The sequence below is a fragment of the Arthrobacter sp. NPDC057259 genome (assembly GCF_042668995.1).
Classification (GTDB): domain Bacteria; phylum Actinomycetota; class Actinomycetes; order Actinomycetales; family Micrococcaceae; genus Arthrobacter.
In genome coordinates this window covers 75742-101829 of record NZ_JBHUYA010000001.1, presented here as the reverse complement: position 1 = coordinate 101829, position 26088 = coordinate 75742, and the positions used below count along the sequence as shown (strand labels likewise).

Genomic DNA, 26088 nt, shown 5'->3' with positions numbered 1-26088 from the left:
GAACTAGCGCTTCTGCTTGACGATTTTTTCCTGGTCGACCTGGTCTTCATCGATCGGGGCGTACTCCTCGTGCCCCGCACCGACCAGCAGGCTGTCGCCCTCGCCGAAGAAGCCCTTCTTGAAGTCCACGATCGCGGTCTTCAGTGCTTCTGCGGTGTCGTCGCTCATCACGTTGGTCTGCGCCAGCGTGGTCAGGATGGAGGACTTGTGCTTGAGGTGCTCCAGGAACTCGGTCTCGAAGCGGTTGATGTCCTCAACCGGAACGTCGTCGAGGTAGCCGTTGGTGCCGGCCCAGATGGAAACGACCTGGTCCTCAACCGGGAACGGCGAGTACTGGCCCTGCTTCAGCAGTTCCATCAGGCGTGCGCCACGGGTCAGCTGCTGGCGCGAAGCCGCATCCAGGTCCGAGGCGAACATGGCGAAGGCCTGCATGTCGCGGTACTGGGCCAGTTCCAGCTTCAAGGTACCGGAGACCTTCTTCATGGACTTGACCTGGGCGGCGCCACCGACGCGGGACACGGAGACACCGACGTCGACGGCGGGACGCTGGTTGGCGTTGAAGAGGTCCGACTGCAGGAAGATCTGGCCGTCGGTGATCGAGATGACGTTGGTCGGGATGTAGGCGGACACGTCGTTCGCCTTGGTCTCGATCAGCGGCAGACCGGTCATGGAACCTGCACCGAGCTCGTCGGAGAGCTTTGCACAACGCTCCAGCAGACGGGAGTGCAAGTAGAAGACGTCGCCCGGGTAGGCTTCGCGTCCCGGCGGGCGGCGCAGCAGCAGCGACACGGCGCGGTAGGCTTCGGCCTGCTTGGACAGGTCATCGAACACGATGAGGACGTGCTTGCCGCCGTACATCCAGTGCTGGCCGATGGCCGAACCGGCGTACGGTGCCAGGTACTTGAAGCCGGCCGGGTCGGATGCCGGGGACGCCACGATGGTGGTGTACTCCAGCGCGCCGTTATCCTCAAGGGTCTGGCGGACCGCCGCGATGGTGGATGCCTTCTGGCCGATGGCGACGTAGATGCAGCGGACCTGCTTGTTCACATCGCCGGAAGCCCAGTTGGCCTTCTGGTTGATGATGGTGTCGATCGCGATGGCGGACTTGCCGGTCTGGCGGTCACCAATGATCAGCTGACGCTGGCCGCGGCCGATCGGGATCATCGCGTCGATGGCCTTCAGGCCGGTCTGCATCGGCTCGTGGACCGACTTGCGCTGGGTCACGCCCGGGGCCTGGAGTTCCAGGGCACGGGTGGTCTCGGCCTTGATCTCGCCGAGGTCGTCAATCGGCTGGCCCAGCGGGTCAACCACGCGGCCGAGGAAGGCGTCGCCCACGGGTACGGACAGAACCTGTCCGGTGCGGTGCACTTCCTGGCCTTCTTCGATGCCCTTGAAGTCACCGAGGACGATGACGCCGATCTCGCGGACGTCGAGGTTCTGGGCGAGGCCCAGCGTGCCGTCTTCGAAGCGAAGCAGCTCGTTCGCCATGACCGAGGGGAGGCCCTCAACACGGGCGATGCCGTCACCTGCGGTCGTTACACGGCCAACCTCTACGCGCTCTGCGTTACCGGGTTCGTAGGACGCCGCGAACTCGTTCAACGCATTACGGACGTCGTCGGCGTTGATGGTCAAATCGGCCATCTGCAGTCCCTGCTCTCCTGTTTTCGTGATCATCGTTGCTCACGATGACCGGGGTTTCTTGTCGGTAAGTTGTGCTTGTCCGGCTGACTAGGCAAGCTGTCGCTGGAGCTGGCCCAGGCGGGCGAGGACCGAAGCGTCAACCACTTCGTCGCCTACCTGGATCCGGATTCCACCGATCAGTGCCGGGTCAATGTTCATGTTGAGCTTCAGCTCGCGGCCGTAGAGGGCGTTGAGCGCCGTCTGCAGCCGGCCGGTCTGGGCCTCCGTCAGCGGACGGGTGACGCTGACCGTGGCAATCCAGCGCTGCTGGCGCTTGGCTGCAAGCTCCGCAAAACGGCTGACGAGCCGGGTGACCTTGAGTCCTCGGGGCTGCGCGACGGCCTGGCCGATGAGGACCTTGGCCTCCTCGCTGGCACCGGGGACGAGCTTGGCGGCAAGGGCAGCCTTGGCTGCCTGGCTCGCCTGCGGCTCGGACAAGGCACGCTGAACCTCGTGGCTGGCGTCGACGGCCTGGTTGAAGCTGAAGAGGTCGTTCTCCAGCTCCTCCAGTCCGCTGAGGCCCGAGGCAGAGACTGCCGACTTGTTTTCAGCAACGGCAATGACCACCGTGGCGGCCAGGGTCTCGAGTGCATCGCCGATGTCGCGGGCCGATGCCCAGCGTGAGCCGGCCAGTCCGCTCGCGATCTGCACGGCGTCAGCGGAGACTTTTCCGCTGAACAGCTGCGTGACCAGCGCCGACTTCTCGCTGCCGGTGCGGGACGGGTCGGTCAGGGCGCGGCGCAGGCCAGCGGAGCTGTCCACCGTTCCCAGGATTCCGAAGAGTTCCTTAGCCAACTGCAGCGACGCGTTGGGAAGCGTGGGCTCCAACGCGGCGAGTGCCGCGGTCAGCGATTCGCTCGATACACCTGCCATTACTTAGCTGCACCTGCGCTCTGGTTCTCCAGATCTGCCAGGAAACGATCGACCACGCGGGCCGAACGTGCATCGTCGGTGAGGGCCTCGCCGACGATCCGGCTTGCCAGCGTGGTGGCCAGCGTGCCGACCTCCGCGCGCAGCGACACAACGGCCGCCTGGCGCTCGGATTCGATCTGGGCGTGTGCCTGGGCGGTGATGCGGGCAGACTCGGCAGCTGCCTTCTCCTTCAGATCCGCCAGGATCTGGGCGCCTTCGGCACGGGCTTCCTCGCGGATGCGGTTGGCCTCGGTGCGGGCATCCGTCAGCTGCTGCTTGTACTCTTCGAGTGCCGCAGTGGCCTCAGCCTGGGCCTTTTCGGCCTTGGCAATGCCGCCCTCAATCGCCTCGGCACGCTCTGCGAAGTTCTTCTCGAACATCGGGACAACGTACTTCGTCACGATGTAAAGGAGGACAGCAAAGCCTACGAGGACGACAAACATTTCCCAGATGTTGGGAACGAGGGGGTTTGACCCGGCCTCGCTGGCGGCTGAGATGATCAGCTGCTTCATATTTCACCCGTCCTTATCTACTCGGTTCTGGATGTTCGCTGGTGTTCTGAAGGTTTACTTGAGAACGAATGCGAAGACCAGGCCGAGGATGGCGAGGGCTTCAGTCAGCGCGAGGCCGAGGAATGCGATCGGCTGCAGGACGCGCTGGGCTTCCGGCTGACGTGCAACGCCGTTGATGTAAGCAGCGAACACGAGACCCACACCGATACCACCGCCAATGGCGGAGAGGCCGTAGCCGATGAGGTTGAGGGAGCCGTTGATGGAGCCTTCCATTTTTCTTCCTTTCAAGATGCCACCCGTGTGGCAGGTTGTTTGGGTTGCTTCATCCCCCGGAGGGGAAGTCTTTTGGAGCCTTAGTGGCTGTCGGCGTGCAGTGCGCCTTCGATGTAGATCGCGGTCAGCAGCGTGAAGACGTACGCCTGCAGCGCCATGATCAGCGCCTCCAGCATGTACATCGCCAGCGAGCCGGCGAGGACCAGAACCGAGGCGCCCTTGAGCAGGACGTTCTCCTGCATGACCAGGAACTCGATGCCGGAACCGGCGATCATCACGATCAGGTGGCCGGCCAGCATGGTGGCGAACAGACGGAGGCTGTGCGTCACCGGGCGGACCAGGAAGTTGGAGATGATCTCGATCGGGATAACGATCGGAAGAATGTAGACCGGCACGCCGCTGGGGACCGTGGCCAGCTTGAAGTACTTCAGGCCGTTCTTCTTGATGCCGATGGCAATCCAGGTCACGTAGACGATGGCTGCCAGCACGTAGGCGCCGCCGACGTGGGAGAAGCTCGGGAGCTGGATCACCGGGATGGCGCCGTAGATGTTGTTCACCAGGATGAAGAAGAACAGGCTGAACAGCAGCGGGACGTACTTGATGAAGTCCTTGCCGCCGATGATGTCCTTGGCGATGCCGTTCCGGACGAAACCGTAGGCGGCCTCGCCGGCGAACTGCAGCTTGCCCGGAACGAGCTGCTGCTTCCGCGCGGCCAGCACGAAGAAGGTGGCGATAATGACGACCGAGAGGATCACCAGCAGCATCTGCTTGGAGAATCCTTCGGCAGCACCCCAGGGCAGGATTGCCGGCAGGTGCATTTGTTCAATTCCGGGAGGAGTAAACTCTCCTGAATCTTGGGCCGGGAGCGCAAGCGCGATCAACGCGTTTCCTCTCTGCAGTGTCCATCATTGGGCGTTGGGCGGGGAGCGACGGCATTGCTGCCAACCAGTCCCCCTCTGAAATTTTTTGGCATTACTGTTCCGCGTCCTTGGACGGGCCACCTGCAGCGCCGTCTTCGCCAGCCGTAGACCGGTGGCTGGTGAGGCCGTGCATATGAGAAAGATAGAACCCTCCCGCAGCTCCAAGCAGGGCGCCTGCGAGCACAATCCAGCGGGTTCCCCACAGATTATCCAGACCCCACCCTATCAAACTCCAGACGATGATTCCGCCAACAATGTAGCTGAACACTGCGATCCCGGCGTTGTATCCGCCGTCGTCGCCGTCCTTTGATACGCCGGGGGCACCGGTGGTACCGCGCGGCTTCCGGGGGGTGTTCTCGTCTCGCTCTTTACGGTCCGGCATGGGGTCCGCCTTCCGTGGAGTCGGGGTCGTTGTAGATCTGCAGCCGGGCCTTGCTGAAGCCGATGATCTCGGCGGCCTGCCAGGCAACGACGGTGACGACGGCGCCGATCAGGAACCAGCGGGCGTGCAGCCAATCCGGGGCACCCAAGACAAACAGGACGACGGCGAAGCCAACGACCTTGATGAAGTAAGTGGCGACGAACATGCCGATCGCCCCGGAGGGATTGTTCCGGCCGACGAAGTGTCCGACCAGCAGGCTGATGGCGAAGAACGCCATCACCAGGACACCGCCGAAGGCGCTGGAGAGGGCACCGAAGCCGCCGTTGAAGATCCAGGCCGGAACGGCCGTCACCGCCAGTGCCGCGGCGGCGGTCACCGAACTGAGCGCCAGCAGGCGCAGCCAGAGTGACGTGGTGGGTCCAGAAACGCCGACGCGTCCGCGGCCGGGCGTGCGTCCGGGCTCGGCGTTGGAGGTCATGGGATCCCAATCGTCGCTGGCGGTAAGGGCGGGGGCGCGGAGAAGTCCGCCCCTGAATTCTACACGAGATAGAACATGGCTAGGCCACGGGGAGGCGGGTGACCTTGGATTTGCGGCGGTAGCGGCGGATGAGGTCCGGGCTGGCGACGTACAGCACCAGCACCGCCACGCTGGCCGCGACGCAGAGCGCGACGACGGGCAGCGGCGCCGTCGCGGCGGTGAAGCCTAGGACGATCACGGCAGCGGTGCAGACGGTGACAGCGGCGGAGGACTGCAGGTGCGAGAAGCCGACGTCGGTCAGGCGCTGGTAGACGTGCTCGCGGTGCGAGGCGTACCAGCGCTCCCCCGCCTTGATCCGGCGCAGCAGCGTGTAGCCGGTATCCGCGACGTAGACCAGGATCGGCGAGAGCACGTACTCGACGTACACCCCGGTGAAGAAGCCTGCGATGGCGAGGGCGGCGACGGAGGCGCCGAGGAGGTAGCTTCCGACGTCGCCGAGGAACACAGTGCCCCGGCCCAGGTTCCAGGGCAGGAAGCCGAGGAAGGCCATGGCCAGGATGGCGCCGCCGGCGGTGAGCCAGGGCTGGTCCGAGAGGGATCCAGCGGCCGCGTAGGCGGCGCCCACGGTGACGCCGTGCAACCCGGAGATGCCGTTGATGCCGTCCATGAAGTTGGCGATGTTGACGTAGGCGGCGACCGCGACGGCGGCGAGCGGCAGCCACCAGAAGGACTGGCCCGTCATGACGATCAGCACCGCCGAGCCCGCGGCCCCGATGCCCAGCTGGGCTGCGGCGCGGCCGCGGATGGAGAGCCCGCGCAGGTCTTCGGTCCAGCCGACGGCGGCACACGCGCCGATGATCAGCAGCACGACGGCGAATACCGCACGGTTGACGGTGACGGCGCCGGTAAGGACGGCCACCCCGTAGCCGGCCGCGGTGGCCAGCGCCGCGGCCAGGCCCATCCCGCGGATGGTGGTCTTCACGTGCGAGGACCGCGCGGACGGCACGTCCACCACGCCGAGCCGGATCAGCCAGGGCTTCACCGCATAGGGCAGCAGCAGGCTGGCCAGGAGCGTGACGGCGGCGGTGACCAGCAGGGCGGTCACGAGGCGACCCGGACGATTCTGATCGGTCCCGTCTCGTCCGACTCGTCGTCGGGGATCTCCGCGATGCTGGCGCCCTGTTCGGCCTCGCAGCGTTCCAGCCAGACTCCGAGGTCCAGCGTGGCCGGGTCCTGTTCGGTGGCGCGGGTGTGCGAGATCTTCGGGTGCAGCGGCCGCTGGTCCAGCTCGCCGGTGCCCACGAGCTCCTCGTGCAGCTTCTCCCCCGGCCGCAGCCCGGTGTAGATGATCTCCACCTTCTTGCCGGACATCGCGATCATGCGTTGTGCCACGTCAAGGATCTTGACCGGTTCGCCCATGTCCAGGATCAGCACGTCGCCGCCGGCGCCGATGGCTCCGGCCTGGATGACCAGCTGGCAGGCCTCGGGGATGGTCATGAAGAAGCGGGTGACCTCGGGATCGGTCACGGTCACGGGACCGCCGACGCGGATCTGCTCGGTGAAGAGCGGAAGCATGGATCCGCGGCTGCCCATGACGTTGCCGAAGCGGACGGAGACGAACCTGCCGCCGGTCTGGCCCGCCATCCAGGCGGTCAGCTTCTCCGCGACGCGCTTGGAGTGGCCCAGGGCGGTGGTGGGGTTCGCGGCCTTGTCCGTGGAGATGTTCACGAAGTGGGAGACCCCGGCACTCCGGGCGGCTTGCAGGACGTTCAGCGTGCCGCAGACGTTGGTCTTCCAGGCCTCGACCGGATACTGCTGCAGCAGCGGCGCGTGCTTCAGTGCGGCCGCGTGGAAGACCACCTCCGGACGGCGGTCGGTGAAGATCTCCTTCAGGGCTTCACCGTCGCGGATGTTCGCCAGCACGGTGTCCCGGCCGGCCAGCAGGCCGCGGCCGGTGATGGAGATCTGGGTCTGCTGGAGTCCGGTCTCGTCGTGGTCGAGCATGATCAGCTCGGCGGGGCCGAACGGCATGATCTGTCGGCACAGCTCGGAGCCGATCGAACCGCCGGCGCCGGTGACCAGCACACGCTTGCCCTTGATGTACCCGGCGATCTCGTCGACCTTGATGTCCACCGGGCGGCGGCCGATGAGGTCCTCCACCGCGACGTCGCGGAAGTCGGAGAACCCGGCAGGGGCGGAGCCGCCGAGCATGTCCCGCAGCGGCGGCAGCACCAGCACCCGGATGTTCAGGCCGGCGACGGCGTCGGAAATGCGCCGCACCACGGACGCCTCGACGTTGGCGAAGGCCAGCACCAGGACCGTGGCGCGGGTGCGCCGGATGATGGCGGGAAGGTCTTCGCCGCGGCCCTGGACCTGGACGCCGGAGAGCCGGAGGTGCTTCTTGGCAGGATCGTCATCGATCAGGCCCACCGGGAAGTACGGGGACTCCGGATCTTGGATCATCCGGGTGAGGAGGGAGTTGCCGAGGAAGCCGGCGCCGTAGATGAGGGTGTTCTGCGCGCCGTCGCCGGGCCGGGTGCGGCTCTCGACGTACAGCCGCTTGGCGTAGCGGGCGGCACCCATGAAGAGGCAGGCGAACGGGAACGCGATCAGGCCGACGCTGCGGCCAATGTTGATGGCTTCGTAGAGCACCAGCAGGCTGGCGGTGATGGAGGCGGCGACGATCACGGTGACGAAGACCAGGGCCCGCGCCTCCTGGAAGCTTCCGAACGGGTAGCGGCCGCGGTAGAGGGCCAGCGCGTAGCCGGTCAGCACCTGGACGACGACGGCGATCGCCGCGATCACGGCGGCACCGGCGAACTGCTCGACGCGGATCCCCATCTCGTAGCGCAGCAGCAGGGCCAGGATCACGGCCACCACCCAGGACATGGAGTCCAGGATGAGCTGGATCCAGATCCAGAGGGCCGGCTTTTCGTCCCGGATCTGCTCGGATTCTCGAGGTTCAGATTTCGTAGTCAACAGAGTGTGCAACCGACTTCCAGTACTGCGGCGGCAAGGCGCCTGGGTCAAAAAAGTACCCGCGCGGGACTGTCGGACAGCGCGGAACCTAGAACGATACTAAGCCGTTTCGTTCCCGCGGCCCGCATCTGCGGGCAGCGGCGGCATGGGTTTCCAGGCCCGGTCGCGAAGGATTTCGCGCGATTCGCGCCATCCCTGCCAGAGCGCAGCGACCCCCTTGAGGGTGCGTTCGACAAGGACCAGGCGGGCGATTTCCTTGCCGAAGGTCAGCGCCGTTCCGGCCGCGAATCCTGCACGGTTGTACCGGCCGTGGGCCCGGAGGTACTGGGCGACGTGGCCGCGGTTGCGCATCACGTAGCGCCGGCTCAGGTCGGAGGAATCGTTGAGGTGGCGCAGGCCGAGGTCCACCTGGCGCTGCGCCCGCACCTTCCGGATCACGAACGCATTGACGTACACCACCGGCGTGCGCTGCGCGGCGAGCCAGCCGTAGACGGCGTCGTCCCAGGTGATGAAGAAGCGCGGATCGGGAAGGCCGATCTCGCGCGCCACGGACGCCCTGATCAGCATGCCCTCGAAGTTGCCCACGTTGGTGCGGAAGACGTCGGAGTGCTTGAACACGTCGCGGGATACCGGGAGGAAGACGCCGAGGGCGTCGACGAAGTGGTGCTGCCAGAAAAAGGGTTGGCCGTTGGCGTCGTAGCGGCGTCCCACGATGCATGAGTAGTCCGGCGTGAACCTCGCCAGCGCGTCGACAGCCCCGGGGAGGACCTCGACGTCGTCGTCCATCAGCCAGAGCCATTCGGCGCCGGCCGCCAGCGCGAGTTCGACGCCACGGGAGAAACCGCCGGCTCCCCCGGCGTTGGTCTCCAGCCGCTCGTACTGCAGGGGAAGGTCGCCCGCGGTCCTGGCCCGGTCGACCACCGCGGCGGTGCCGTCCGTGCTGGCGTTGTCGACGACGATGATTCCCTCGGGTTTCGTGTCGAGCCTGGCGAAGGAGTCCAGCAGGTTCGCCAGGAACTCCGCCCGGTTGTAGGTGACGACGACGGCGTAGAGCTTCTCCACGCCGCCTAGCCGTTCCTGGCCATCAGGTCCGCGGGTGCGCCGAAGCCCTTGCCCAGGAACCCTGTGGAGTATGCGCGGAACCAGTGTGCCAGCCCCTTCAGGTCGCCGGCCTTCAGGAAGTAGTACGGGAAGCCGACCACGTCCGCGCCGAACCAGCGCAGGTTGCGGTATTTCCGGGTCAGGTAGCCACGGTTGCGGAAGTAGCAGTACCGCTTGAAGTTGCCTTCCGGAATGACCGGGGTGATGAAGCCGCCGAAGACCGGCTTCATCTCGGTCCAGGTGGCGGGGTGCTGGACGGCTACGGTGGCCAGGGTGCCGTACTTGAGGCCTGCCTTCTTGACGCGGGACAGGAAGTCGACCTCGTCGCCGCGGATGAAGAACTTCACGTCCGGAATGCCGATCGTGTAGAAGACCTCGGTGCGGATCAGGGCGCCGTTGAAGAAGTGGACCATGTCCGGCAGGTAGCCCATCGGGGCCAGTCGGGACCGGTCGTTGGTGAGCAGGCCGTTGATCCGGAAGTTGAAGGAGAGCCGGTTGGGATCGGCCGTGGCCGCGACCAGGGGGCTGATGATGTCCAGCCCGTGTTCGTCGGCGGCCTTGAGGAGCTCCTCGAGGCAGCTGGCGTCTTCCGGGTGCCCGTCGTCGTCCATCATCCAGATCCACTCCGCGCCGGAGGCCATGGCGGCCAGGATCGCGTAGGCGAAGCCGCCGGCTCCGCCGAGGTTCGCCTCGGAGCGCAGGTAGTTGATGTTATCCATGCCCTGCTCGGCCACCAGCCGGTCGGCGGGGTCAGTGCCGGAGTCCACCAGGGCGATCGAGTGAATCGGGGCCGTCTGTGCGGCGAGGCCCTTGAGCAGCAGGGCGAGTTCCTCGTGGCGGTTGAAGGTGACGGCCGCGACGGCGACTTTGGGCTGCACTCTAGGCCTCCGGGGTTTCGGCTGCGGGCTTCGCTTCGGCCGGTTCTTCTGCGGCGGATCCGGCTGCTGTCTCCGCGGCCGGTTCTTCTGCGGGCGACTCGGCGGCCGGCTTGGCGGCTTCATCGGCGGTTGCCGGTTCCTCGCCGGCCCCGAGCACGCCGGGCACCACCTCGCGGATCCGTTCCAGGCTGATGGCACCCTGCCGGACCACGCGCAGCGGCAGCGACGTCGCGTCGATGATGGTCGACGGCGCGGACTCGGCCTCGCCGTCGACGGGACGGCGGCCGCCCTCGAGGTAGACCTCCACGGACTCGGCGAGCATCGTCTCGGCCTCGGCGGCGGTCTGCGCGGCGGGCAGGCCGGTGCGGTTGGCGGAGGAGACGGCCAGTGGCCCGGTCAGCGTGAGCAGGTCCTGGGCGACGTCGTCGGCCGGCAGGCGCAGCGCGACCGTGCCCTTGGTCTCGCCAAGATCCCAGTCAAGGGAGGGCTGGGCGTGCAGGATGAGAGTCAGTCCGCCGGGCCAGAAGGCCTCGGCAAGCTGGCGGGCCTCTGCGGGAACCTCGGTGGCCAGCCCGTCCAGGGCATTGAGCCGCGGAATCAGGACCGGCGGCGGCATCTGCCGGCTGCGGCCCTTGGCGGCCAGCAGCAGGGTCACGGCCATCGGTGAGAAGGCGTCCGCGCCGATGCCGTACACCGTGTCGGTGGGCAGGACGACGCATTTGTTCTCGCGGATCGCCTTCTGGGCGTGTTCCAGTCCGGCCGCGCGCTGGGCCGCATCGTTGCAATCGTAGCTAGTGGTCACTGGCCTATCCTTTCATTCCGGGCTGGGCTTCGCGGTCCGCGCCGCCGGTGGGGCTTGCCAGGCGCCGGGCGCTGGTGGCCCGCTCCCGGCCGTTGAGGTCCTGATGGGTGGTGATGCCGGTCCAGTGGCCGGTGGTCTCCATCATCCTGGCGATCCAGGCGGCCTGCACCTCGGCGTGCTCCATCACGAAGTAACCGCCGGGCCCCAGCAGCCGCGCGGCTGTAGCCGCGGCCGCCGTCGGAAGTTCCATGCCGTCCGCTCCCCCGCCGTAGAGCGCCTCGGGCGGATCGTGCAGGGCCACCTCGGGTTCGTTGGGCACCGCTTCGGCCGGGATGTACGGCGGGTTGGACACGACGACGTCGAAGGTTCCGTCGTGCTCCGGCAGGGCGTCGCGCAGGTCGCCGCGGACCAGCCGGACCCCCAGCGGCAGCAGGTTTTTCGCCGCCCAGGCGTGCGCGAACTCGCTGAATTCGACGGCGTGAACCTCCGCGCCGGGGACCTCGTGCGCAATCGACCCTGCGATCGCCCCCGAGCCGGTGCCGAGATCCACCACCTTGGGCCGGGCGGGCCGTCCGGGGGCCGCCAGCCAGTCGATGACCAGCTGGACCACGGACTCGGTCTCCGGGCGCGGGATGAAGACTCCGGGGCCGACGGCGAGTTCGAGGTAGCGGAAGTGCGCCACCCCGGTGATGTGCTGCAGCGGGATCCGGCGGGCGCGTTCGGCCACAAGATCCGCGTACCCCTCCGGGGCCGGGGTGTCGCCGAGCAGGAGGGCACGGAGCCGCCCCGGCCCGACGCCCAGGAGGTGGCCCGCGAGGAGCTCCGCGTCGACCTTGGGGCTCGGCACGCCCGCGGCGGCCAGCACCGCCGTCGCCCCGCGGACGGCGTCGGCGAGGCTCTGTGCGGGATCAGGCGTCATCGTGGTCGGTCATCAGTGTCGTCGGATGGTCGCGCCGGGGCGCTAGTCCCCGATGGCGTCGAGGCGGGACTGTTCGTCCATCTCGATGGCGGACTGGATCACCGGTTCCAGGTCGCCGTTCATCACCTGGTCGAGGTTGTACGCCTTGTAGCCGGTGCGGTGATCCGCGATCCGGTTCTCCGGGTAGTTGTAGGTGCGGATGCGCTCCGAGCGGTCCATGGTGCGGATCTGCGACTTGCGCTGCGCCGAGTTCTCGGCGTCGATCTGCTCCTGCTGGTGGGCCAGGATGCGGGCGCGGAGCACGCGCATGCCGGCCTCGCGGTTCTGCAGCTGGGACTTCTCGTTCTGCATCGCGACGACGATGCCGGTGGGAAGGTGCGTGATGCGGACCGCGGAGTCGGTGGTGTTCACGGACTGGCCGCCCGGGCCGGAGGAGCGGTAGACGTCGATCTTGAGGTCGTTCTGGTTGATTTCCAGTTCCTCGGGCTCGTCCACCTCGGGCAGCACCAGCACGCCGGCGGCGGAGGTGTGGATCCGGCCCTGGGATTCGGTGACGGGCACACGCTGGACGCGGTGGACGCCGCCTTCGAACTTGAGCCGGGCGAAGACGCCTTCGGCGGGGTCGTTGGAGTTGCCCTTGACGGCCATCTGGACGTCCTTGTAGCCGCCCAGGTCCGATTCGGTGGCGGAGATGATCTCGGTCTTCCAGCCGCGGGATTCCGCGTAGCGGCTGTACATCCGCAGCAGGTCGGCGGCGAACAGGGCGGCCTCGTCGCCGCCTTCGCCGCCCTTGACCTCGAGGATCACGTTGCGGGCGTCGTCCGGGTCGCGCGGGATCAGCAGGCGGCGCAGCTTGGCGGCGGCCGTCTCGAGCGACTCCTCCAGCTCGGGCACCTCGGCCGCGAACTCGGGATCCTCGGCAGCCATCTCCTTCGCCGCGGCCAGGTCATCGTTGAGTGCCTCCCAGCGGTGGTAGGCCTCCACGATGCCGTTTAGCTGCGCGGACCGCCGCCCCAGCTTCCGGGCCAGCTTCTGGTCGGCATACACAGCAGGATCCCCGAGCTGCGCCTGGATGGCAGCATGCTCATCCAACAGCCCCTGTACGGACTCAAACATTTCAAAACCTCTTTCGACTTGGAACCAAGTCTAGTTATGCGGGCGGTTCCTCTTAAACCAACAGCCGCTCAAAATATGCCGGCCAGGGAGTGGCTTCGGGCCTGCCGGAGCCGGGTGGCTGACGATCGCAGATCGTAAGCCACCCGGCGTAGGGGCGGGGCCGGCATATTTTGAGCGGCTAAAGCCAGCTACTTGTCGTTATCGGACTTCGCACCAAGCGTCGTCTTCTGCACCTGCATAAGGAACTCGACGTTGCTCTGGGTCTCCCGGATCTTGTTGGTCAGCAGCTCAAGGCTCTGCTGCGTTTCGAGACCGGAGAGGACGCGGCGCAGCTTCCACATGATCTTGACTTCCTCGGGCGAGAGGAGGTTCTCCTCACGACGGGTGCCGGAGGCGTTGACGTCCACGGCCGGGAAGATGCGCTTGTCCGCCAGCTGGCGGGACAGGCGGAGCTCCATGTTGCCGGTGCCCTTGAACTCTTCGAAGATGACCTCGTCCATCTTGGAGCCGGTCTCGACGAGAGCGGTGGCCAGGATGGTGAGCGAGCCGCCGTTTTCGATGTTGCGGGCGGCACCGAAGAAGCGCTTCGGCGGGTAGAGCGCCGCCGAGTCCACGCCACCGGAGAGGATGCGGCCGGAGGCCGGCGCGGCCAGGTTGTAGGCACGGCCCAGGCGGGTCATGGAGTCCAGCAGGACCACCACGTCCATGCCCATCTCGACGAGGCGCTTGGCGCGTTCGATGGAGAGTTCGGCCACGGTGGTGTGGTCGTCGGCCGGACGGTCGAAGGTGGAGGCGATGACCTCGCCCTTGACGGTGCGCTGCATGTCCGTGACTTCTTCGGGACGTTCGTCGACCAGAACCATCATGAGGTGGACCTCAGGGTTGTTCGTGGTGATGGCGTTCGCGATGGACTGCAGGATCAGGGTCTTGCCGGCCTTCGGCGGGGAGACGATCAGGCCGCGCTGGCCCTTGCCGATCGGGGCCACCAGGTCGATAACGCGGGGGCCGATCTTCTTGGGGTCGGTTTCGAGGCGCAGCCGCTCGGACGGGTAGAGAGGCACCAGCTTGGCGAACTCAACACGGTCCTTGAGTTCCTCGGCGGTCTTGCCGTTCACCGAGGTGACGCGGACCAGCGCGTTGAACTTCTGGCGGGCGGACTGCTGGTTGCTGCGGTCTTCGCCTTCGCGCGGGGCGCGGATGGCGCCGACGACGGCGTCGCCCTTGCGCAGGTTGTACTTCTTGACCTGGGCGAGGGAGACGTAGACGTCGTTCGGGCCCGGCAGGTAGCCGGAGGTGCGGATGAAGGCGTAGTTCTCCAGCACGTCCAGGATGCCGGCGACCGGCAGCAGGACGTCGTCCTCGGTGACCTCGACGTCGTCGACGTCGGGACCCTGGTTGCGGCCGCGGCGGCGTTCGTTGCGGTCGCGGAAGCGGTCGTTACGGTTGTTGTCCTGGCGGTCGTTACGGTCGTTGCGATCGTTACGGTCCCGGCGGTTGCGGCGGTTCCGACGGCTGCCGCCGTCGTTGTCGTCGTTGTTGTTGTCGCGGTTGTCCCGGTTATTGTCGCGGGCGTTCTCGCGTCCGGCGTTCTCGTCACGGTTGCCGCGGCCACGGGTGTTCTCGCGGCGCTGGGCATCGTCGTTGCCCTGCTCGGCCTGACGCTGCTCGGCGGCGGGCTGCTCGGCCGGAGCCTCCGTGGCCTCCGCCTGGCCTGCAGTCTGGCCGGCGGCTTCGCCGCGGCGGCGGTTTCGGGTCCGCGGCTGGCGTGCGCGGTCGTTGGTCTCGGCCGGCTGTTCGGCCGGGGCGGACTCAACGGCCGGCTGGGCTTCCACGGCGGAGGGAGCCTCGGTGGCGGTGCTGATGATGCCGTCGCTGCCGGCGCGGCGGCTGCGGCCGCGGCGGGCACGCGGGTTTTCCTGCGCCGGAGCCTCGGCGGCGGCGTTCGAAGAAGCAGCGCCGTTGGAAGAAGCGCCGTTCGACGCAACTGAGCCGTTGGAGATGATTCCGTTGTCGCTGGCCTTCTCGGCAGCGGCGGGGGCCTTGCTCACCGGGGTGCCGGCGCGGTGGGCGGAGATGGCGGTCACCAGATCGCCCTTACGCATCCGGGAACCCCCGGAGATTCCCAGCTGGCTGGCCAGGGCCTGCAGCTGGGCGAGCTTCAGGCCGGCGAGGCCGCTGCTCTTGGCGGGTGCTGCCGTGGCAGCAGAAGATGATGAGTCCACAGCTGGAGACAGCTCGGTGGTTTCGGTCACGAAGGATCCTTCCCCCTCGACGGCGCCCAGGCTAGGAGCTGGACGCGGTGATTGATCTGGGCTGCAGTTCAGATCTGCAGCCGGGATTTGCGGCCTTGCCGGACTCAAACCGGCCGGCAGGGCCGGATACTGCTACACCAGGACACGTTCCGAAATGGAGGAACGGCCGGCTGACTTTTCAGGGGTACAGAGTGCTTCTGTAGCGTCCTGCGCCAGACGGAAGCAGGTGGCACCGGAAAATATTGCGCAGTGAAAGATGAGAGTGGGCAACGTGGCCGACATCGCGGTCTTTTGAAAAAGCTAGCGTGATTACCGCCGGTGCACTTCCACTTTAGCACCTTCACTGTCCACGGCCAGCGTCATCACGCGCCAGGACACGTCCGGCGTGTTGGCCGCGGTGTACTCGGCGATGAAGGCCTGCGCCCCGGCCGCGCGTTCCGCACCGTCGGCGAGCACCAGGACCGTGGGTCCGGCGCCGGAGACGACGGCGGCGTGACCGGAGCGGCGCAGGGCGGCGATCAGGTCCGCGCTGGGGCGCATGGCCTGGGCGCGGTAGCTCTGGTGCAGGTAGTCCTCGGTGCCGGGCAGCAGGAAGGCGGGGCTCTGGGTCAGGGCGTGGATCAGGAGCGCGGCGCGGCCGGAGTTCATGGCCGCGGCATGGTGGCCCACGGACGCCGGCAGCAGCGCCCGGGCCGCCTCGGTGGACAGTTCGTAGTCAGGAACGGCCACCACGGGAACGATGTCCGCGTGCACGGCGGCGCAGGTGCTGCTGTACTGGTCACTGTCCTGCCATGACAGCGCCAGTCCGCCGAAAATCGCGGGTGCGACGTTGTCCGGGTGCCCCTCCAGGGTGGAGGTGAACTGCAGGACCCAGCCCTTGCCGCGGCGGTCCGCGGCCGGGACCAGGGCGTTGGCCGCCGATGCGGCCGCCACCACCGCGGCGGCCGAGGACCCGAGTCCCCGCCCGTGAGGATTGACGTTGTCGGCGGTGATCCGGAGGCCGGCGTGCCGGTATCCGAGCCGGTGCAGTGCCTCAGTCAGCGCCCGGGCCACCAGGTGGCTGGCGTCGCGTGGCAGCGTGTCCGCCCCCTCGCCGCTGAGGTCGAATTCGAGTTCCCCGCTGTCGAGCGTCTCCACCGTCAGGGTGTCGTGGAGCGACAGGGCCAGTCCCAGGCTGTCGTAGCCGGGGCCCAGGTTGGCACTGGTGGCCGGGACCCGGACGGTGACGGACTGTCCGGCCGCCACCGTGGGCGTGTCGGCGGCGGACTCCGCCGGGACGGTGAGGGTGGTCTCCACTGCTAGTGCTCTTCCAGTCCCAGTTCCGCGGCGACGGTGACGACGTCGTTGGCGACCTTCACCGGCTGGACGTCGCTGCCATCCTCGGTGCGGAGTGCCCACTGCGGGTCTTTCAGGCCGTGGCCGGTGACGGTGATGACGATCGTCTTGCCGGCCGGGACCTCGCCTGCCTCGTGCTTCTTGATCAGGCCCGCGACGCCGGCCGCGGAGCCGGGCTCGACGAAGACGCCCTCGCGGGCGGACAGCCAGCGGTGCGCGGCGAGGATTTCGTCGTCGGTCACGGCCTCGATCACGCCGCCGGATTCGTCCCGGGCGGCGACGGCAGTCTCCCAGGAGGCGGGGTTGCCGATCCGGATTGCCGTGGCGATGGTGTCCGGTTCGGTGATCGGGTGGCCGGCGACGAACGGCGCGGCACCCGCGGCTTGGAAGCCCCACATCACCGGGGTGCGGGTGGCGACGGCGGGCAGCGACCCGGCGGTGGCGGACTCGTAGGGCGCCGCGTATTCCTTGTAGCCCTTCCAGTACGCACTGATGTTGCCGGCGTTGCCGACCGGGAGGATGTGGATGTCCGGGGCGTCGCCGAGGGAGTCGACCACCTCGAACGCACCGGTCTTCTGGCCCTCGATCCGGGCCGGGTTGACCGAATTCACCAGGAACACCGGGTAGGACTCCCCCAGCTTCCGGGCGATCTCGAGGCAGTCGTCGAAGTTGCCGTCCACCTGCAGCAGGGTGGCGCCGTGGGCGATCGCCTGGCTGAGCTTGCCCATGGAGATCTTGCCCTCGGGCACCAGCACGGCGCAGCGCAGGCCGGCGGAGGTGGCGTAGGCCGCCGCGGAGGCGGAGGTGTTGCCGGTGGAGGCGCACACCACGGCCTTGGCGCCGGCGGCGACGGCGGCCGTCATGGCCATGGTCATGCCGCGGTCCTTGAAGGAACCGGTGGGGTTCATGCCCTCGACCTTGAGGTAGACGGTGCAGCCGGTGAGCGCGGAGAGCTTCTGCGCGTGGACCAGCGGGGTGCCGCCCTCACCCAGGGTGATGACCTTCGTGGCCTCGGTGACCGGCAGGCGTTCGGCGTATTCGCGGATGACTCCGCGCCATTGGTGAGCCACTTAGACCCCTTCTACCCGCAGTACGGATGTGACTGAATTGATGACGTCCAGGCCCTTGACGGCCTGGACGGTGGCCGCGAGGGCGGCCTCGCTGGCGCGGTGCGTGACGATCCGCAGCTCCGCCGAGGTGGCCGGAGAGGACGGTTCGCGGTGCACTGTCTGCCGCATGGTTTCGATCGAGACGCCGTGTTCTGCGAACAGCTGCGCGATCCGCGCAAGCACGCCGGGCTGGTCCGCCACGTCCAGGCCGATGTAGTAGCTGGTGACGGCGGCGTCGATGGGCAGCGCGGGCACGTGTCCGGTGGTGGTCTCGGTGCGGCCGGGGCCGCCCAGGACGATCCGCCGGGCCGCGGACACCAGGTCACCCAGCACGGCGGACGCCGTGGGGGTGCCGCCGGCGCCCTGGCCGTAGAACATCAGCTCGCCGGCGTTCTCGGCCTCGATGAAGACCGCGTTGAAGGCGCCGCGGACGGCGGCCAGCGGGTGTTCGCGGGGCAGCAGGGTGGGGTGCACGCGCACCGAGACTCCCTCGTTGCCTTCCGAATCACCGAGTTTTTCGGCGATGGCGAGGAGCTTGATGACGAACCCGGCGTCCTTGGCCGCGGCGATGTCGGCCGCGGTGACGCCGCTGATGCCCTCGCAGTACACGTCTTCCAGGGCGAAGCGGGTGTGGAAGGACAGGGAGGCCAGGATGGCGGCCTTCGCCGCGGCGTCGAGGCCCCCGACGTCGGCCGTGGGATCCGCCTCCGCGTAGCCGAGCCGCTGGGCCTCGGCGAGGGCATCGGCGAACTGCGCGCCGGTGCTGTCCATCTGGTCGAGGATGAAGTTGGTGGTGCCGTTGACGATTCCCAGGACGCGGGTGATCCGGTCGCCGGAGAGGCTGTCCCGGATGGGGCGCAGGATGGGGATTGCACCGGCGACGGCGGCCTCGTAGGAGAGCTGCACGCCGGCCTTGTCCGCCTCCTCGTAGAGGGTAGGGCCGTCCTGGGCCAGCAGGGCCTTGTTTCCGGTGACCACGGAGGCGCCGTGCCGGATGGCGGTGAGGATCAGGCTTCGCGCCGGCTCGATGCCGCCCATCAGTTCGATCACCAGGTCCGCATCCTTGACCAAGGACTCGGCGTCGGTGGTGAACAGGTCCGCCGGCAGTTCGACGTCGCGGCGGGCGCCCGGGGTGCGCACGGCGATGCCGCTGAGCTCCAGGCGAGCACCGGTGCGGGAGGCGAGGGCGTCGGCGTCGTCAATGAGAATCCGCGCTACCTGGGCCCCGACGTTGCCACAGCCCAGCAGGGCCACTTTCAAGGTACGCATTTGCGTCATTCAGACTCCCATGTCGCGGTTCAACAGATCGGCTTCGGTCTCCCCGCGGACAATCAGCCGGGCTGCTCCGTCGCGCAGGGCAACAACGCCCGGACGGGCCAGATAGTTGTAATTGCTTGAGAGGACCCAGCAGTAGGCGCCGGTCCCCGGTACAGCGAGCAGATCACCGGCTGCCACGTCCTCGGGCAGGTATACATCTCTAACAACTATGTCGCCGCTCTCGCAATGTTTGCCCACCACGCGGGACAGCTGCGGGGCCGCGGTGGAGCTGCGGGAGGCCAGGACCGCCGAATAATCCGCGTCGTACAGCACCGGGCGGGCGTTATCGCTCATGCCGCCGTCCACCGACACATAGCGGCGGGGGTACGTAACGTTATCCGGGCCTTCGGCGCCGCCGGCGGGCACCGCCACGTCCACCCGCACGGTTTTCAGGGTACCGACCTCGTAGAGCGTGAAGGTGCTGGTGCCCACGATCGCGCGGCCGGGCTCAATCGAGATCCGCGGCGCGGTGATCCCCAGCTCGGCGACCTTGGCGCGGACGACGGCGGCCATCGCCCGGGCAATCTCCGCGGGCGGGCGCGGGGTGTCCACCGGGGTGTAGGCGATGCCGTAGCCGCCGCCGAGGTCCAGCTCGGGCAGTTCCACGGAGTACTTCGAGCGCATCGCGGCGAGGAAGTCCAGAAGCTTCTCCGCGGCCACGGCGAAGCCGTCGGGTTCGAAGATCTGCGAGCCGATGTGGCAGTGCAGGCCCAGCAGCTCGATGCTGGCGTGGCCGGCGGCGGCGGCCACGGCCTCCTCCGCGGCGGAGAGCCCGGCCTGCTCGGTGGAGTCGCCAGCCATGGAGAGGCCGAACTTCTGGTCCTCGTGGGCGGTGGCAATGAATTCGTGCGTGTGGGCGTGGACGCCCGGGGTCAGCCGGAGCATGACCTTGGCGGTCTCGCCCCGGTTGGCGGCAATCGCCGCGACGCGCTCGAGCTCGGGGAGGCTGTCCACCACGATCCGGCCCAAGCCCATGTCCAAGGCGCGGTGGATCTCGGCGTTGGACTTGTTGTTGCCGTGCAGCGCGACGGCCGCCCCGGGGATGCCGGCGCGGGCCGCGACGGCCAGCTCGCCGCCGGAGGCCGTGTCCAGCCGGAGGCCTTCCTCTTCGACCCAGCGGACGACGGCGGTGCAGAGGAAGGACTTACCGGCGTAGTAGACGTCCACTCCCCCGCAGATGTCGGCGAAGGCCTCGTTGAAGGCGTCCTGGAAGGCGCGCGCCCGGGCCCGGAAGTCGGTCTCGCTCATGACGAAGAGCGGGGTGCCGAACTGCCGCTGCAGCTCGCTGACCGGAACCCCGTCGATGGCGAGCTCGCCGCCGTCGGTGCGGGCGACGCCGGCGGCCCACATCGGCGCGTGCAGGGCATTCGGGTCGGCAGGGACGTCCAGCCAGTCCGGGGCGAGCGGGGACGCGGCGTTGTTAGCGGGGATTGCGGTCATGATGGTCACATCCGTTCCGGCGCCGAGACGCCCAGCAGGTCAAGTCCGTTGGCGAGCACCTGGCTGGTGGCGTCGTTGAGCCACAGACGGGTGCGGTTGAGGTCGGTGACAGCTTCCTCGCCGAGCGGAGCCACCCGGCAGGCGTCGTACCAGCGGTGGTAGGCGCCGGCGATGACCTCGAGGTGGCGGGCCACGCGGTGCGGTTCGCGCAGCTCGGCGGCCTTGGCCACGATCGAGGGGTAGCTGCCCAGGTGCGAGAGCAGTTCGTTCTCCGTGGCGTGGTCCAGCAGGGCCGCGTCGAAGGCCTCCCGGCCGTCCACGGTGCGCTCGACGCCGGCGGCGGCTGCGTTGCGGGAGGCACCGCGGGAGCGGGCGTGGGCGTACTGGACGTAGAAGACGGGGTTCTCGTTGCTGTGCTTCTTCAGCAGTTCCGGGTCCAGGGTGAGCGGCGAATCGGCGGGGAACCGGGCCAGGGAGTAGCGCACGGCGTCCTTGCCCAGCCAGGAGATCAGGTCCTTGAGCTCGATGATGTTGCCGGCCCGCTTGGACAGCTTGGCACCGTTGACGGACACGAGCTGGCCGATCAGGACCTCGATGTTGACCTCGGGGTCGTCGCCCGCGGCGGCCGCGATGGCCTTAAGCCGGTTGATGTAGCCGTGGTGGTCGGCGCCGAGGAGGTAGATCTTTTCGGTGAAGCCGCGGTCCTTCTTGGACAGGTAATAGGCGGCGTCGGCGGCGAAGTAGGTCGGCTCGCCGTTCGCGCGGATCATCACGCGGTCCTTGTCGTCGCCGAAGTCCGTGGTCCGCAGCCAGACGGCGCCGCCGTCGTCGTAGACGTGGCCCTGCTCGCGCAACCGGGCCACGGCACTGGCGATCGCCCCGGCGTCGTGCAGTTCCTGCTCGGAGAAGTAGACGTCGAAGGCGACGCCGAAGTCTGCGAGGGTCTGCTGGATGTCCTTCAGCTGCGCCTGGTAGGCGGAGGCCCGGATGACCGGCAGCGCGGCCACATCCGTCAGCTCCCGGATGGCCGGGTGCTCGGCGAGGACCTCGTGGCCCAGGTCGGCAATGTATTCGCCCGGGTAGCCGCCCTCGGGGACGTCGCGGCCGTGCAGGCGGGACAGCACGGAGTTGGCGAAGACGTCCATCTGCGAACCGGCGTCGTTGATGTAGTACTCCGCCGTGACGTCCGCGCCGGAGGCCCGGAGCACGCGCGCGATCGAATCGCCCAGGGCGGCCCAGCGGGTGTGGCCGATGTGCAGCGGCCCGGTGGGGTTGGCGGAGACGAACTCCATGTTCACGGTGCGGCCCGCGAGCGCGGTGTTGGTGCCGTAGCCGGCCCCCGCCTGGACGATGGCCTTAGCCAGCGCGCCCGCGGCGGCGGCGTCGACGGTGATGTTCAGGAACCCGGGCCCGGCGATGTCCACGGCCGCCACCCCGGCGATCCCGGCCAGACGCTCGCTCAGGAGCCCGGCCAGCTGGCGGGGGTTGGTCCCGGCCGGCTTTGCCAGCTGCAGGGCGATGTTGGTGGCCCAGTCCCCGTGGTCCCTGTTCTTCGGCCGCTCCACGCGGACAGCCTCCGGAATATCGGTGGCGGCGAGGGCGATCTCACCGGCGGCGACGGCGTCCTGGAGGCAGGCGGATATGGCAAGGGAAAGTTCTTCTGGGGTCACGGTTCAAGCCTACCGGGGGCCCGCATCTGCGCGGAATTCCGGCACCCGCTGCGTCGTTTTCGTTTGCGGCCCACCTTCCTGCTAAGCTCTAGGACGTCCCGCCGGTGACGGCAGGAATCCCTGATTGCCCTCGTAGCTCAGGGGATAGAGCGTCTGCCTCCGGAGCAGAAGGCCGTAGGTTCGAATCCTACCGAGGGCACAGTGAGAACCCCTCCGCTTCAGCTGAAGCGGAGGGGTTCTCTGCGTTGCGCCCGGGTTCGCCGGCTAGGGGGTCGCGCCTTCCTTGTCCGCGCTGATGTGCAGTGGCTGTTCATCCGGCGTCGCCAGGGTCAGCACCGCCTCCTCGACCGTCTCGTGGTCCTCGAGCTCGCGTTCGATCCGGCGCAGCGCCACGGCCACCTCGTGCTCGGGGTGGTCACCCTCCAGGTCCACGGCCGCGACCAGATAGAGCTTCCGCGGGCCGACAAATTCGAGGTGCAGGTAGGTGAGTCGGGCGATATCCCGGTGCTCCAGCACGCGGCGGGCCATGGACTGTTCGATGTCGCTGGTGACGCCCTGGCCCACCAGGAAGCGGCGGTTCCGGTCGATCAGCACGACGGCGACGACGGCCAGCAGGACGCCCACGATGATCGAGCCGATCGCATCGGGCAACGGGGAACCGGTGACCTGGTGCAGGAAGACACCGACGAAGGCGACCACCAGGCCGATCAGCGCCGCGGCGTCCTCGGCGAAGACGGCCCGCAGCGTCGGATCGGAACTGATCAGCACCTGCTCCAGGGTGTGGCGGTCCAGTTCGTGCGCTGCCTTACGGGTCTGCCGGAACGCCTGGACGAAGGAAATCCCCTCGAAGACAAATGCCGCTGCCAGGACGATGTAGGCCACCATGAAGTCCGCCGCGGGCTCCGGCGCGATGATCTCCTGGATGCCGTGCATGATCGAGACCACGGCGCCGGCGGTGAAGAGTCCGAACGCCGCGAACATGGACCAGACGTAGGCCTCCCGGCCGTAGCCCATGGGATGGCTCTTGTCCCGCGGCCGGGCCGAACGCCGCTCCGCAAAGAAGAGGAAGACCTGGTTGCCCGTGTCCGCCCACGAGTGCGCGGCCTCCGCGGTCATCGACGCCGAACCGGAGAGGACCGCCGCGACCGACTTGGCGGCCGCCACCAGCACATTCATCGCGAACGCGATGATCACGGTCAGCAGCGTGGAGCCGGACTTCTTCTTCTCTTTACCGGAGTGTGCCATGGGCTTACCGTACCCGCCGGGACGGCCGCCCGGCGGATCCGGCGGCACCCCTGCCAAATGTCGCACCCCGCTCGTAGGCTGGTCGCATCGGCTAGAGCAAAGGGGTCTCACATGTACTGCTCCATCATCCCGCCCTACCTGTTGCGCCGGCTGGCGGCACAGACGTCGGAACCCCGGCTGGAAGCGGCCGCGCGCGCCGCCCGGGAGGCGTTGCTGCACGTCAAGAGCTTCCAGGCCGCACGGGCCGCGGCCGCTCCGACGGCCCCGCCGGGAATTCGCCAGGTGGCGCCCGGTCCGCCGCAGCGCACCATCTATGACGCGAAGGGCTCGGAGAACCTGCCCGGCGCCCTGGTCCGCAAGGAGGGTGAGCCGGCCACCTCGGATCCGGCCGCCGATGAGGCGTATGACGGGCTCGGCCACACGCACCGGCTCTACGCGGACGCTTTCGGGCGCAACTCGGTGGACGGCAACGGCCTGCCCCTGGACGCCACGGTGCACTACGGGCAGCGCTACGACAACGCGTTCTGGGACGGCCACCAGATGGTCTTCGGCGACGGCGACGGCCAGGTGTTCAACCGGTTCACGGTGGCGCTCAGCGTGATCGGCCACGAGCTCACCCACGGCGTGACCCAGTTCTCGGCGGGGCTGACCTACCGGAACCAGCCCGGTGCGCTGAACGAGTCCGTCTCGGACGTCTTCGGTGCGTTGGTGGAACAGTTCGTCCGGCAGCAGGACGCGGCGCAGGCCAGCTGGCTGATCGGCGAGGGCCTCTTCACCGACCAGGTCCAGGGCGTGGCGCTGCGCTCGATGAAGGCGCCGGGCACGGCGTACGACGACGACGTCCTGGGCAAGGACCCGCAGCCCGACTCGATGGATGGCTACGTTCACACCAGCTCGGACAACGGCGGGGTGCACTTGAACTCCGGCATTCCCAACCGGGCGTTCTACCTCACGGCCACCACCCTCGGCGGGAACGCATGGGAGGCCCCGGGACGGATCTGGTACGAGACCCTGACCGGAGGATCGCTGAAGCCGGCGTCGACGTTCAGCGCCTTCGCCAAGGCCACGGCGGCCTCCGCCCAGGAGCTGTTCGGAGCGGATTCACCGGAGCATGACGCGGTGCGCTCGGCGTGGGAAACTGTCAAAGTCAGGCTGTAAGGCGGCAGCCGGCCGTAATCCTGGTGGCTGGAGACGAACCCATGAAGATCACCGTGCAGCGCAGCGGCGGCGTCGCGGGATTCCAGCGCGTCTGGAGTACCGAACCCGCGACGCCGGACGCCGTGGACCGCTGGCAGGGCCTGATCGAGGCCTGCCCATGGGATGACCTCCCCGGGGACGCGGACGAGGCCCCGCAGCCGGACCGGTTCGTCTACAACATCCGCGCCGGCCGGCGCCGCGCGACCCTGCCCGAACGGCACATCACAGGCCCGTGGCGCGAGCTGGTCGAGTGCGTGCGCGCCGACGCCGGGGACGCGCCCCGGGAGTAGCCCTCCCTAAACCGCAGCGAGGTGGCCGCGGAAGGCCCTCCGGTATGACTGCGGGCTGGTGTCGAGCACCTTGGCGAAGTGGTGGCGGAGCAGGACGGGGTGGCCGAACCCGGACTCCCGTGCAACCTCATCAATGGTCAGGTCCGTCGTCTCCAGCAACTCCTGGGCGCGGAGCACGCGCTGGGAGTTCAGCCACGCCGCCGGCGTCGCCCCGGTTTCGGCCCGGAAGCGCCGGGCAAAGGTCCGCGGCGACATGTGAACCCGCCGCGCCAGCTCGTTGACCGGGTGCTCCTCCCCCAGGTTGCCGACCATCCAGCGCAGCAGCTCCTCCATCGGCTGGGACCCGCACCGGGGAACCGGCCGGTCGATGAACTGGGCCTGTCCGCCGTCGCGGTGCGGCGGCACCACCATGTCGCGGGCAATGCTGGCGGCAACCGCCGCGCCGAATTCCAGCCGCACCAGGTGCAGGCTCGCGTCGATCCCCGCGGCGGTCCCGGCGCTGGTGATGATCCGGCCGTCCTGGACGTAAAGCACGTTCTCGTCCACCACCGCCTCGGGGTACCGCTCGGCCAGTTCGCGGGAGTAGTGCCAGTGGGTAGTGCAGCGCCGGCCGTCCAGCAGCCCGGCCCGGGCCAGGGCGAAAGCCCCCGAGCAGATGGACATCACCCACGCGCCGCGCTCGTGGGCGGCGCGCAGGGCCTCGATCACGGCGTCGGGAACATCAGAGTCCTTGCCGAACGGGGTCATGATCACCAGGTCCGCGTCCGCCGCCGCGTCCAGCCCGAGTCCCACGTGCAGGGTGGGGCCGGACTGCATCGGGACGTCCCCGGGGATGGGGGTGACGATCCGGAAATCAAAGGCCGGCAGGCCCGCGCCGCGGCCGGAACGGTCGACGCCGAACACCTCGAAGGCGGTGCCGAATTCGAAGATGGAAAAGTTGGGAACCACGATCATTGCCACCGAACGGATCATGGTTCAAGTGTGGCAGAAATTTTAGCTTTTTGGGCTTTTCTGCCACTTATTTTTGACCCGTCACCGGCGAACCATAGAGCTATGGAAATCCTCGGAATCGCCGTCATCATCCTGGTTATTGCCGTCGCCGCGGCCACCCTCCGCGCCCTCCGCAAGGATGGACTGGGCCACAACCCGCCCGTCCGCTCGGAGGACTACTGGATGGCCCACGACCTGCCAAGCACCGGCTACACGCTGCGGAATTTCTAACCGCGGCCGCCGGCTTCACACAGCGGCGGGCCGGCCGGGCAGTGCGCCCGGCCGGCCCCC

25 protein-coding genes and 1 tRNA gene are annotated in these 26088 nt (G+C 68.1%); 4 read left to right on the top strand and 22 right to left on the bottom strand.

Annotated elements, in window-relative coordinates; all coding sequences use genetic code 11:
- Positions 1 to 3: 3 nt before the first annotated feature.
- The 20 genes from atpA to argS form a co-directional block, all read right to left on the bottom strand.
- Positions 4 to 1641 carry a F0F1 ATP synthase subunit alpha gene (gene atpA / locus ACFUCU_RS00455; protein ID WP_290257405.1) on the bottom strand — a complete coding sequence of 546 codons (1638 nt, stop codon included), beginning with the start codon at positions 1639 to 1641 and terminating at the stop codon, positions 4 to 6.
- 87 nt (positions 1642 to 1728) lie between these two features.
- Positions 1729 to 2553 carry a F0F1 ATP synthase subunit delta gene (locus ACFUCU_RS00450; RefSeq protein ID WP_364134742.1) on the bottom strand — a complete coding sequence of 275 codons (825 nt, stop codon included), beginning with the start codon at positions 2551 to 2553 and terminating at the stop codon, positions 1729 to 1731.
- Positions 2553 to 3104: a F0F1 ATP synthase subunit B gene (locus tag ACFUCU_RS00445; protein WP_364134739.1), complete on the bottom strand. Its 552-nt coding sequence runs from the start codon at positions 3102 to 3104 to the stop codon at positions 2553 to 2555. The genes ACFUCU_RS00450 and ACFUCU_RS00445 overlap by 1 nt, the downstream gene beginning before the upstream one ends.
- Before the next feature lie 54 nt (positions 3105 to 3158).
- Complete coding sequence (gene atpE, locus ACFUCU_RS00440) at positions 3159 to 3377, bottom strand: ATP synthase F0 subunit C (RefSeq protein ID WP_003804776.1); 219 nt, start codon at positions 3375 to 3377, stop codon at positions 3159 to 3161.
- A gap of 80 nt (positions 3378 to 3457) precedes the next feature.
- Positions 3458 to 4258 (bottom strand): F0F1 ATP synthase subunit A, encoded by an 801-nt coding sequence (gene atpB / locus ACFUCU_RS00435; RefSeq protein ID WP_146337178.1) that lies wholly within the window; start codon positions 4256 to 4258, stop codon positions 3458 to 3460.
- 91 nt (positions 4259 to 4349) lie between these two features.
- A complete protein-coding gene (locus ACFUCU_RS00430) occupies positions 4350 to 4679 on the bottom strand; it encodes a hypothetical protein (RefSeq protein ID WP_290257398.1) in 330 nt (109 codons plus the stop codon).
- Positions 4666 to 5157, bottom strand: a complete 492-nt coding sequence (locus ACFUCU_RS00425; protein WP_377969976.1) for a hypothetical protein — start codon at positions 5155 to 5157, stop codon at positions 4666 to 4668. Before ACFUCU_RS00425 ends, ACFUCU_RS00430 begins: the two co-directional genes overlap by 14 nt.
- Before the next feature lie 79 nt (positions 5158 to 5236).
- Positions 5237 to 6262 carry a glycosyltransferase family 4 protein gene (locus tag ACFUCU_RS00420; protein WP_377969975.1) on the bottom strand — a complete coding sequence of 342 codons (1026 nt, stop codon included), beginning with the start codon at positions 6260 to 6262 and terminating at the stop codon, positions 5237 to 5239.
- Positions 6259 to 8136, bottom strand: a complete 1878-nt coding sequence (locus tag ACFUCU_RS00415) for a nucleoside-diphosphate sugar epimerase/dehydratase (protein WP_290257395.1) — start codon at positions 8134 to 8136, stop codon at positions 6259 to 6261. Before ACFUCU_RS00415 ends, ACFUCU_RS00420 begins: the two co-directional genes overlap by 4 nt.
- A gap of 99 nt (positions 8137 to 8235) precedes the next feature.
- On the bottom strand, positions 8236 to 9198 hold the full coding sequence (locus ACFUCU_RS00410) for a glycosyltransferase (RefSeq protein WP_377969973.1): 963 nt from the start codon (positions 9196 to 9198) through the stop codon (positions 8236 to 8238).
- A 5-nt stretch (positions 9199 to 9203) separates the two neighbouring features.
- Positions 9204 to 10115 (bottom strand): glycosyltransferase, encoded by a 912-nt coding sequence (locus ACFUCU_RS00405; RefSeq protein WP_377969972.1) that lies wholly within the window; start codon positions 10113 to 10115, stop codon positions 9204 to 9206.
- Position 10116: 1 nt separating this feature from the next.
- Positions 10117 to 10917: an L-threonylcarbamoyladenylate synthase gene (locus tag ACFUCU_RS00400; RefSeq protein ID WP_377969970.1), complete on the bottom strand. Its 801-nt coding sequence runs from the start codon at positions 10915 to 10917 to the stop codon at positions 10117 to 10119.
- Positions 10918 to 10921: 4 nt separating this feature from the next.
- Positions 10922 to 11836, bottom strand: coding sequence for a peptide chain release factor N(5)-glutamine methyltransferase (prmC, locus tag ACFUCU_RS00395; protein ID WP_377969969.1), 915 nt, complete (start codon positions 11834 to 11836; stop codon positions 10922 to 10924).
- A gap of 42 nt (positions 11837 to 11878) precedes the next feature.
- Positions 11879 to 12952, bottom strand: coding sequence for a peptide chain release factor 1 (gene prfA / locus ACFUCU_RS00390; RefSeq protein WP_290257390.1), 1074 nt, complete (start codon positions 12950 to 12952; stop codon positions 11879 to 11881).
- 188 nt (positions 12953 to 13140) lie between these two features.
- Positions 13141 to 15204 carry a transcription termination factor Rho gene (rho, locus tag ACFUCU_RS00385; protein WP_377969966.1) on the bottom strand — a complete coding sequence of 688 codons (2064 nt, stop codon included), beginning with the start codon at positions 15202 to 15204 and terminating at the stop codon, positions 13141 to 13143.
- A 309-nt stretch (positions 15205 to 15513) separates the two neighbouring features.
- Complete coding sequence (thrB, locus tag ACFUCU_RS00380) at positions 15514 to 16500, bottom strand: homoserine kinase (protein ID WP_377969965.1); 987 nt, start codon at positions 16498 to 16500, stop codon at positions 15514 to 15516.
- A 2-nt stretch (positions 16501 to 16502) separates the two neighbouring features.
- The gene (gene thrC / locus ACFUCU_RS00375) at positions 16503 to 17609 is read right to left on the bottom strand and encodes a threonine synthase (protein ID WP_377969963.1); all 1107 of its coding nucleotides are present in this window, start codon (positions 17607 to 17609) and stop codon (positions 16503 to 16505) included.
- Complete coding sequence (locus tag ACFUCU_RS00370; protein ID WP_377969961.1) at positions 17610 to 18926, bottom strand: homoserine dehydrogenase; 1317 nt, start codon at positions 18924 to 18926, stop codon at positions 17610 to 17612.
- A complete protein-coding gene (gene lysA, locus ACFUCU_RS00365) occupies positions 18927 to 20405 on the bottom strand; it encodes a diaminopimelate decarboxylase (RefSeq protein ID WP_377969959.1) in 1479 nt (492 codons plus the stop codon).
- 5 nt (positions 20406 to 20410) lie between these two features.
- The gene (gene argS / locus ACFUCU_RS00360) at positions 20411 to 22075 is read right to left on the bottom strand and encodes an arginine--tRNA ligase (protein ID WP_364139009.1); all 1665 of its coding nucleotides are present in this window, start codon (positions 22073 to 22075) and stop codon (positions 20411 to 20413) included.
- 126 nt (positions 22076 to 22201) lie between these two features.
- Here argS and ACFUCU_RS00355 point away from each other — a divergent pair.
- Positions 22202 to 22274, top strand: a tRNA-Arg gene (locus ACFUCU_RS00355).
- A 65-nt stretch (positions 22275 to 22339) separates the two neighbouring features.
- On the opposite strand, the gene ACFUCU_RS00350 is transcribed toward ACFUCU_RS00355, so the two are convergent.
- The gene (locus ACFUCU_RS00350) at positions 22340 to 23320 is read right to left on the bottom strand and encodes a cation transporter (RefSeq protein WP_364139011.1); all 981 of its coding nucleotides are present in this window, start codon (positions 23318 to 23320) and stop codon (positions 22340 to 22342) included.
- A gap of 111 nt (positions 23321 to 23431) precedes the next feature.
- On the opposite strand from ACFUCU_RS00350, the gene ACFUCU_RS00345 reads away from it, so the two are divergent.
- Together ACFUCU_RS00345 and ACFUCU_RS00340 are read left to right on the top strand one after the other, a co-directional pair.
- Positions 23432 to 24478: a M4 family metallopeptidase gene (locus tag ACFUCU_RS00345; RefSeq protein WP_364139012.1), complete on the top strand. Its 1047-nt coding sequence runs from the start codon at positions 23432 to 23434 to the stop codon at positions 24476 to 24478.
- A gap of 41 nt (positions 24479 to 24519) precedes the next feature.
- Positions 24520 to 24807: a protealysin inhibitor emfourin gene (locus tag ACFUCU_RS00340; protein ID WP_364139013.1), complete on the top strand. Its 288-nt coding sequence runs from the start codon at positions 24520 to 24522 to the stop codon at positions 24805 to 24807.
- 6 nt (positions 24808 to 24813) lie between these two features.
- On the opposite strand, the gene ACFUCU_RS00335 is transcribed toward ACFUCU_RS00340, so the two are convergent.
- The gene (locus tag ACFUCU_RS00335) at positions 24814 to 25779 is read right to left on the bottom strand and encodes a GlxA family transcriptional regulator (RefSeq protein WP_290257378.1); all 966 of its coding nucleotides are present in this window, start codon (positions 25777 to 25779) and stop codon (positions 24814 to 24816) included.
- Positions 25780 to 25860: 81 nt separating this feature from the next.
- On the opposite strand from ACFUCU_RS00335, the gene ACFUCU_RS00330 reads away from it, so the two are divergent.
- Positions 25861 to 26028, top strand: a complete 168-nt coding sequence (locus ACFUCU_RS00330) for a hypothetical protein (protein WP_290257377.1) — start codon at positions 25861 to 25863, stop codon at positions 26026 to 26028.
- Positions 26029 to 26088: the final 60 nt, after the last annotated feature.

Bases quoted from the DNA above. Each gene is read 5' to 3' on its own strand.
- ACFUCU_RS00430 (WP_290257398.1), bottom strand. From the start codon at position 4,679: ATGCCGGACCGTAAAGAGCGAGACGAGAACACCCCCCGGAAGCCGCGC.
- atpE (WP_003804776.1), bottom strand. From the start codon at position 3,377: ATGGAAGGCTCCATCAACGGCTCCCTCAACCTCATCGGCTACGGCCTC.
- ACFUCU_RS00335 (WP_290257378.1), bottom strand. From the start codon at position 25,779: ATGATCCGTTCGGTGGCAATGATCGTGGTTCCCAACTTTTCCATCTTC.
- ACFUCU_RS00370 (WP_377969961.1), bottom strand. From the start codon at position 18,926: ATGACGCAAATGCGTACCTTGAAAGTGGCCCTGCTGGGCTGTGGCAAC.
- atpA (WP_290257405.1), bottom strand. From the start codon at position 1,641: ATGGCCGATTTGACCATCAACGCCGACGACGTCCGTAATGCGTTGAAC.
- prmC (WP_377969969.1), bottom strand. From the start codon at position 11,836: ATGACGCCTGATCCCGCACAGAGCCTCGCCGACGCCGTCCGCGGGGCG.
- ACFUCU_RS00425 (WP_377969976.1), bottom strand. From the start codon at position 5,157: ATGACCTCCAACGCCGAGCCCGGACGCACGCCCGGCCGCGGACGCGTC.
- ACFUCU_RS00350 (WP_364139011.1), bottom strand. From the start codon at position 23,320: ATGGCACACTCCGGTAAAGAGAAGAAGAAGTCCGGCTCCACGCTGCTG.
- ACFUCU_RS00345 (WP_364139012.1), top strand. From the start codon at position 23,432: ATGTACTGCTCCATCATCCCGCCCTACCTGTTGCGCCGGCTGGCGGCA.
- lysA (WP_377969959.1), bottom strand. From the start codon at position 20,405: ATGACCGCAATCCCCGCTAACAACGCCGCGTCCCCGCTCGCCCCGGAC.
- ACFUCU_RS00330 (WP_290257377.1), top strand. From the start codon at position 25,861: ATGGAAATCCTCGGAATCGCCGTCATCATCCTGGTTATTGCCGTCGCC.
- ACFUCU_RS00445 (WP_364134739.1), bottom strand. From the start codon at position 3,104: ATGAAGCAGCTGATCATCTCAGCCGCCAGCGAGGCCGGGTCAAACCCC.
- prfA (WP_290257390.1), bottom strand. From the start codon at position 12,952: ATGTTTGAGTCCGTACAGGGGCTGTTGGATGAGCATGCTGCCATCCAG.
- ACFUCU_RS00450 (WP_364134742.1), bottom strand. From the start codon at position 2,553: ATGGCAGGTGTATCGAGCGAATCGCTGACCGCGGCACTCGCCGCGTTG.
- ACFUCU_RS00340 (WP_364139013.1), top strand. From the start codon at position 24,520: ATGAAGATCACCGTGCAGCGCAGCGGCGGCGTCGCGGGATTCCAGCGC.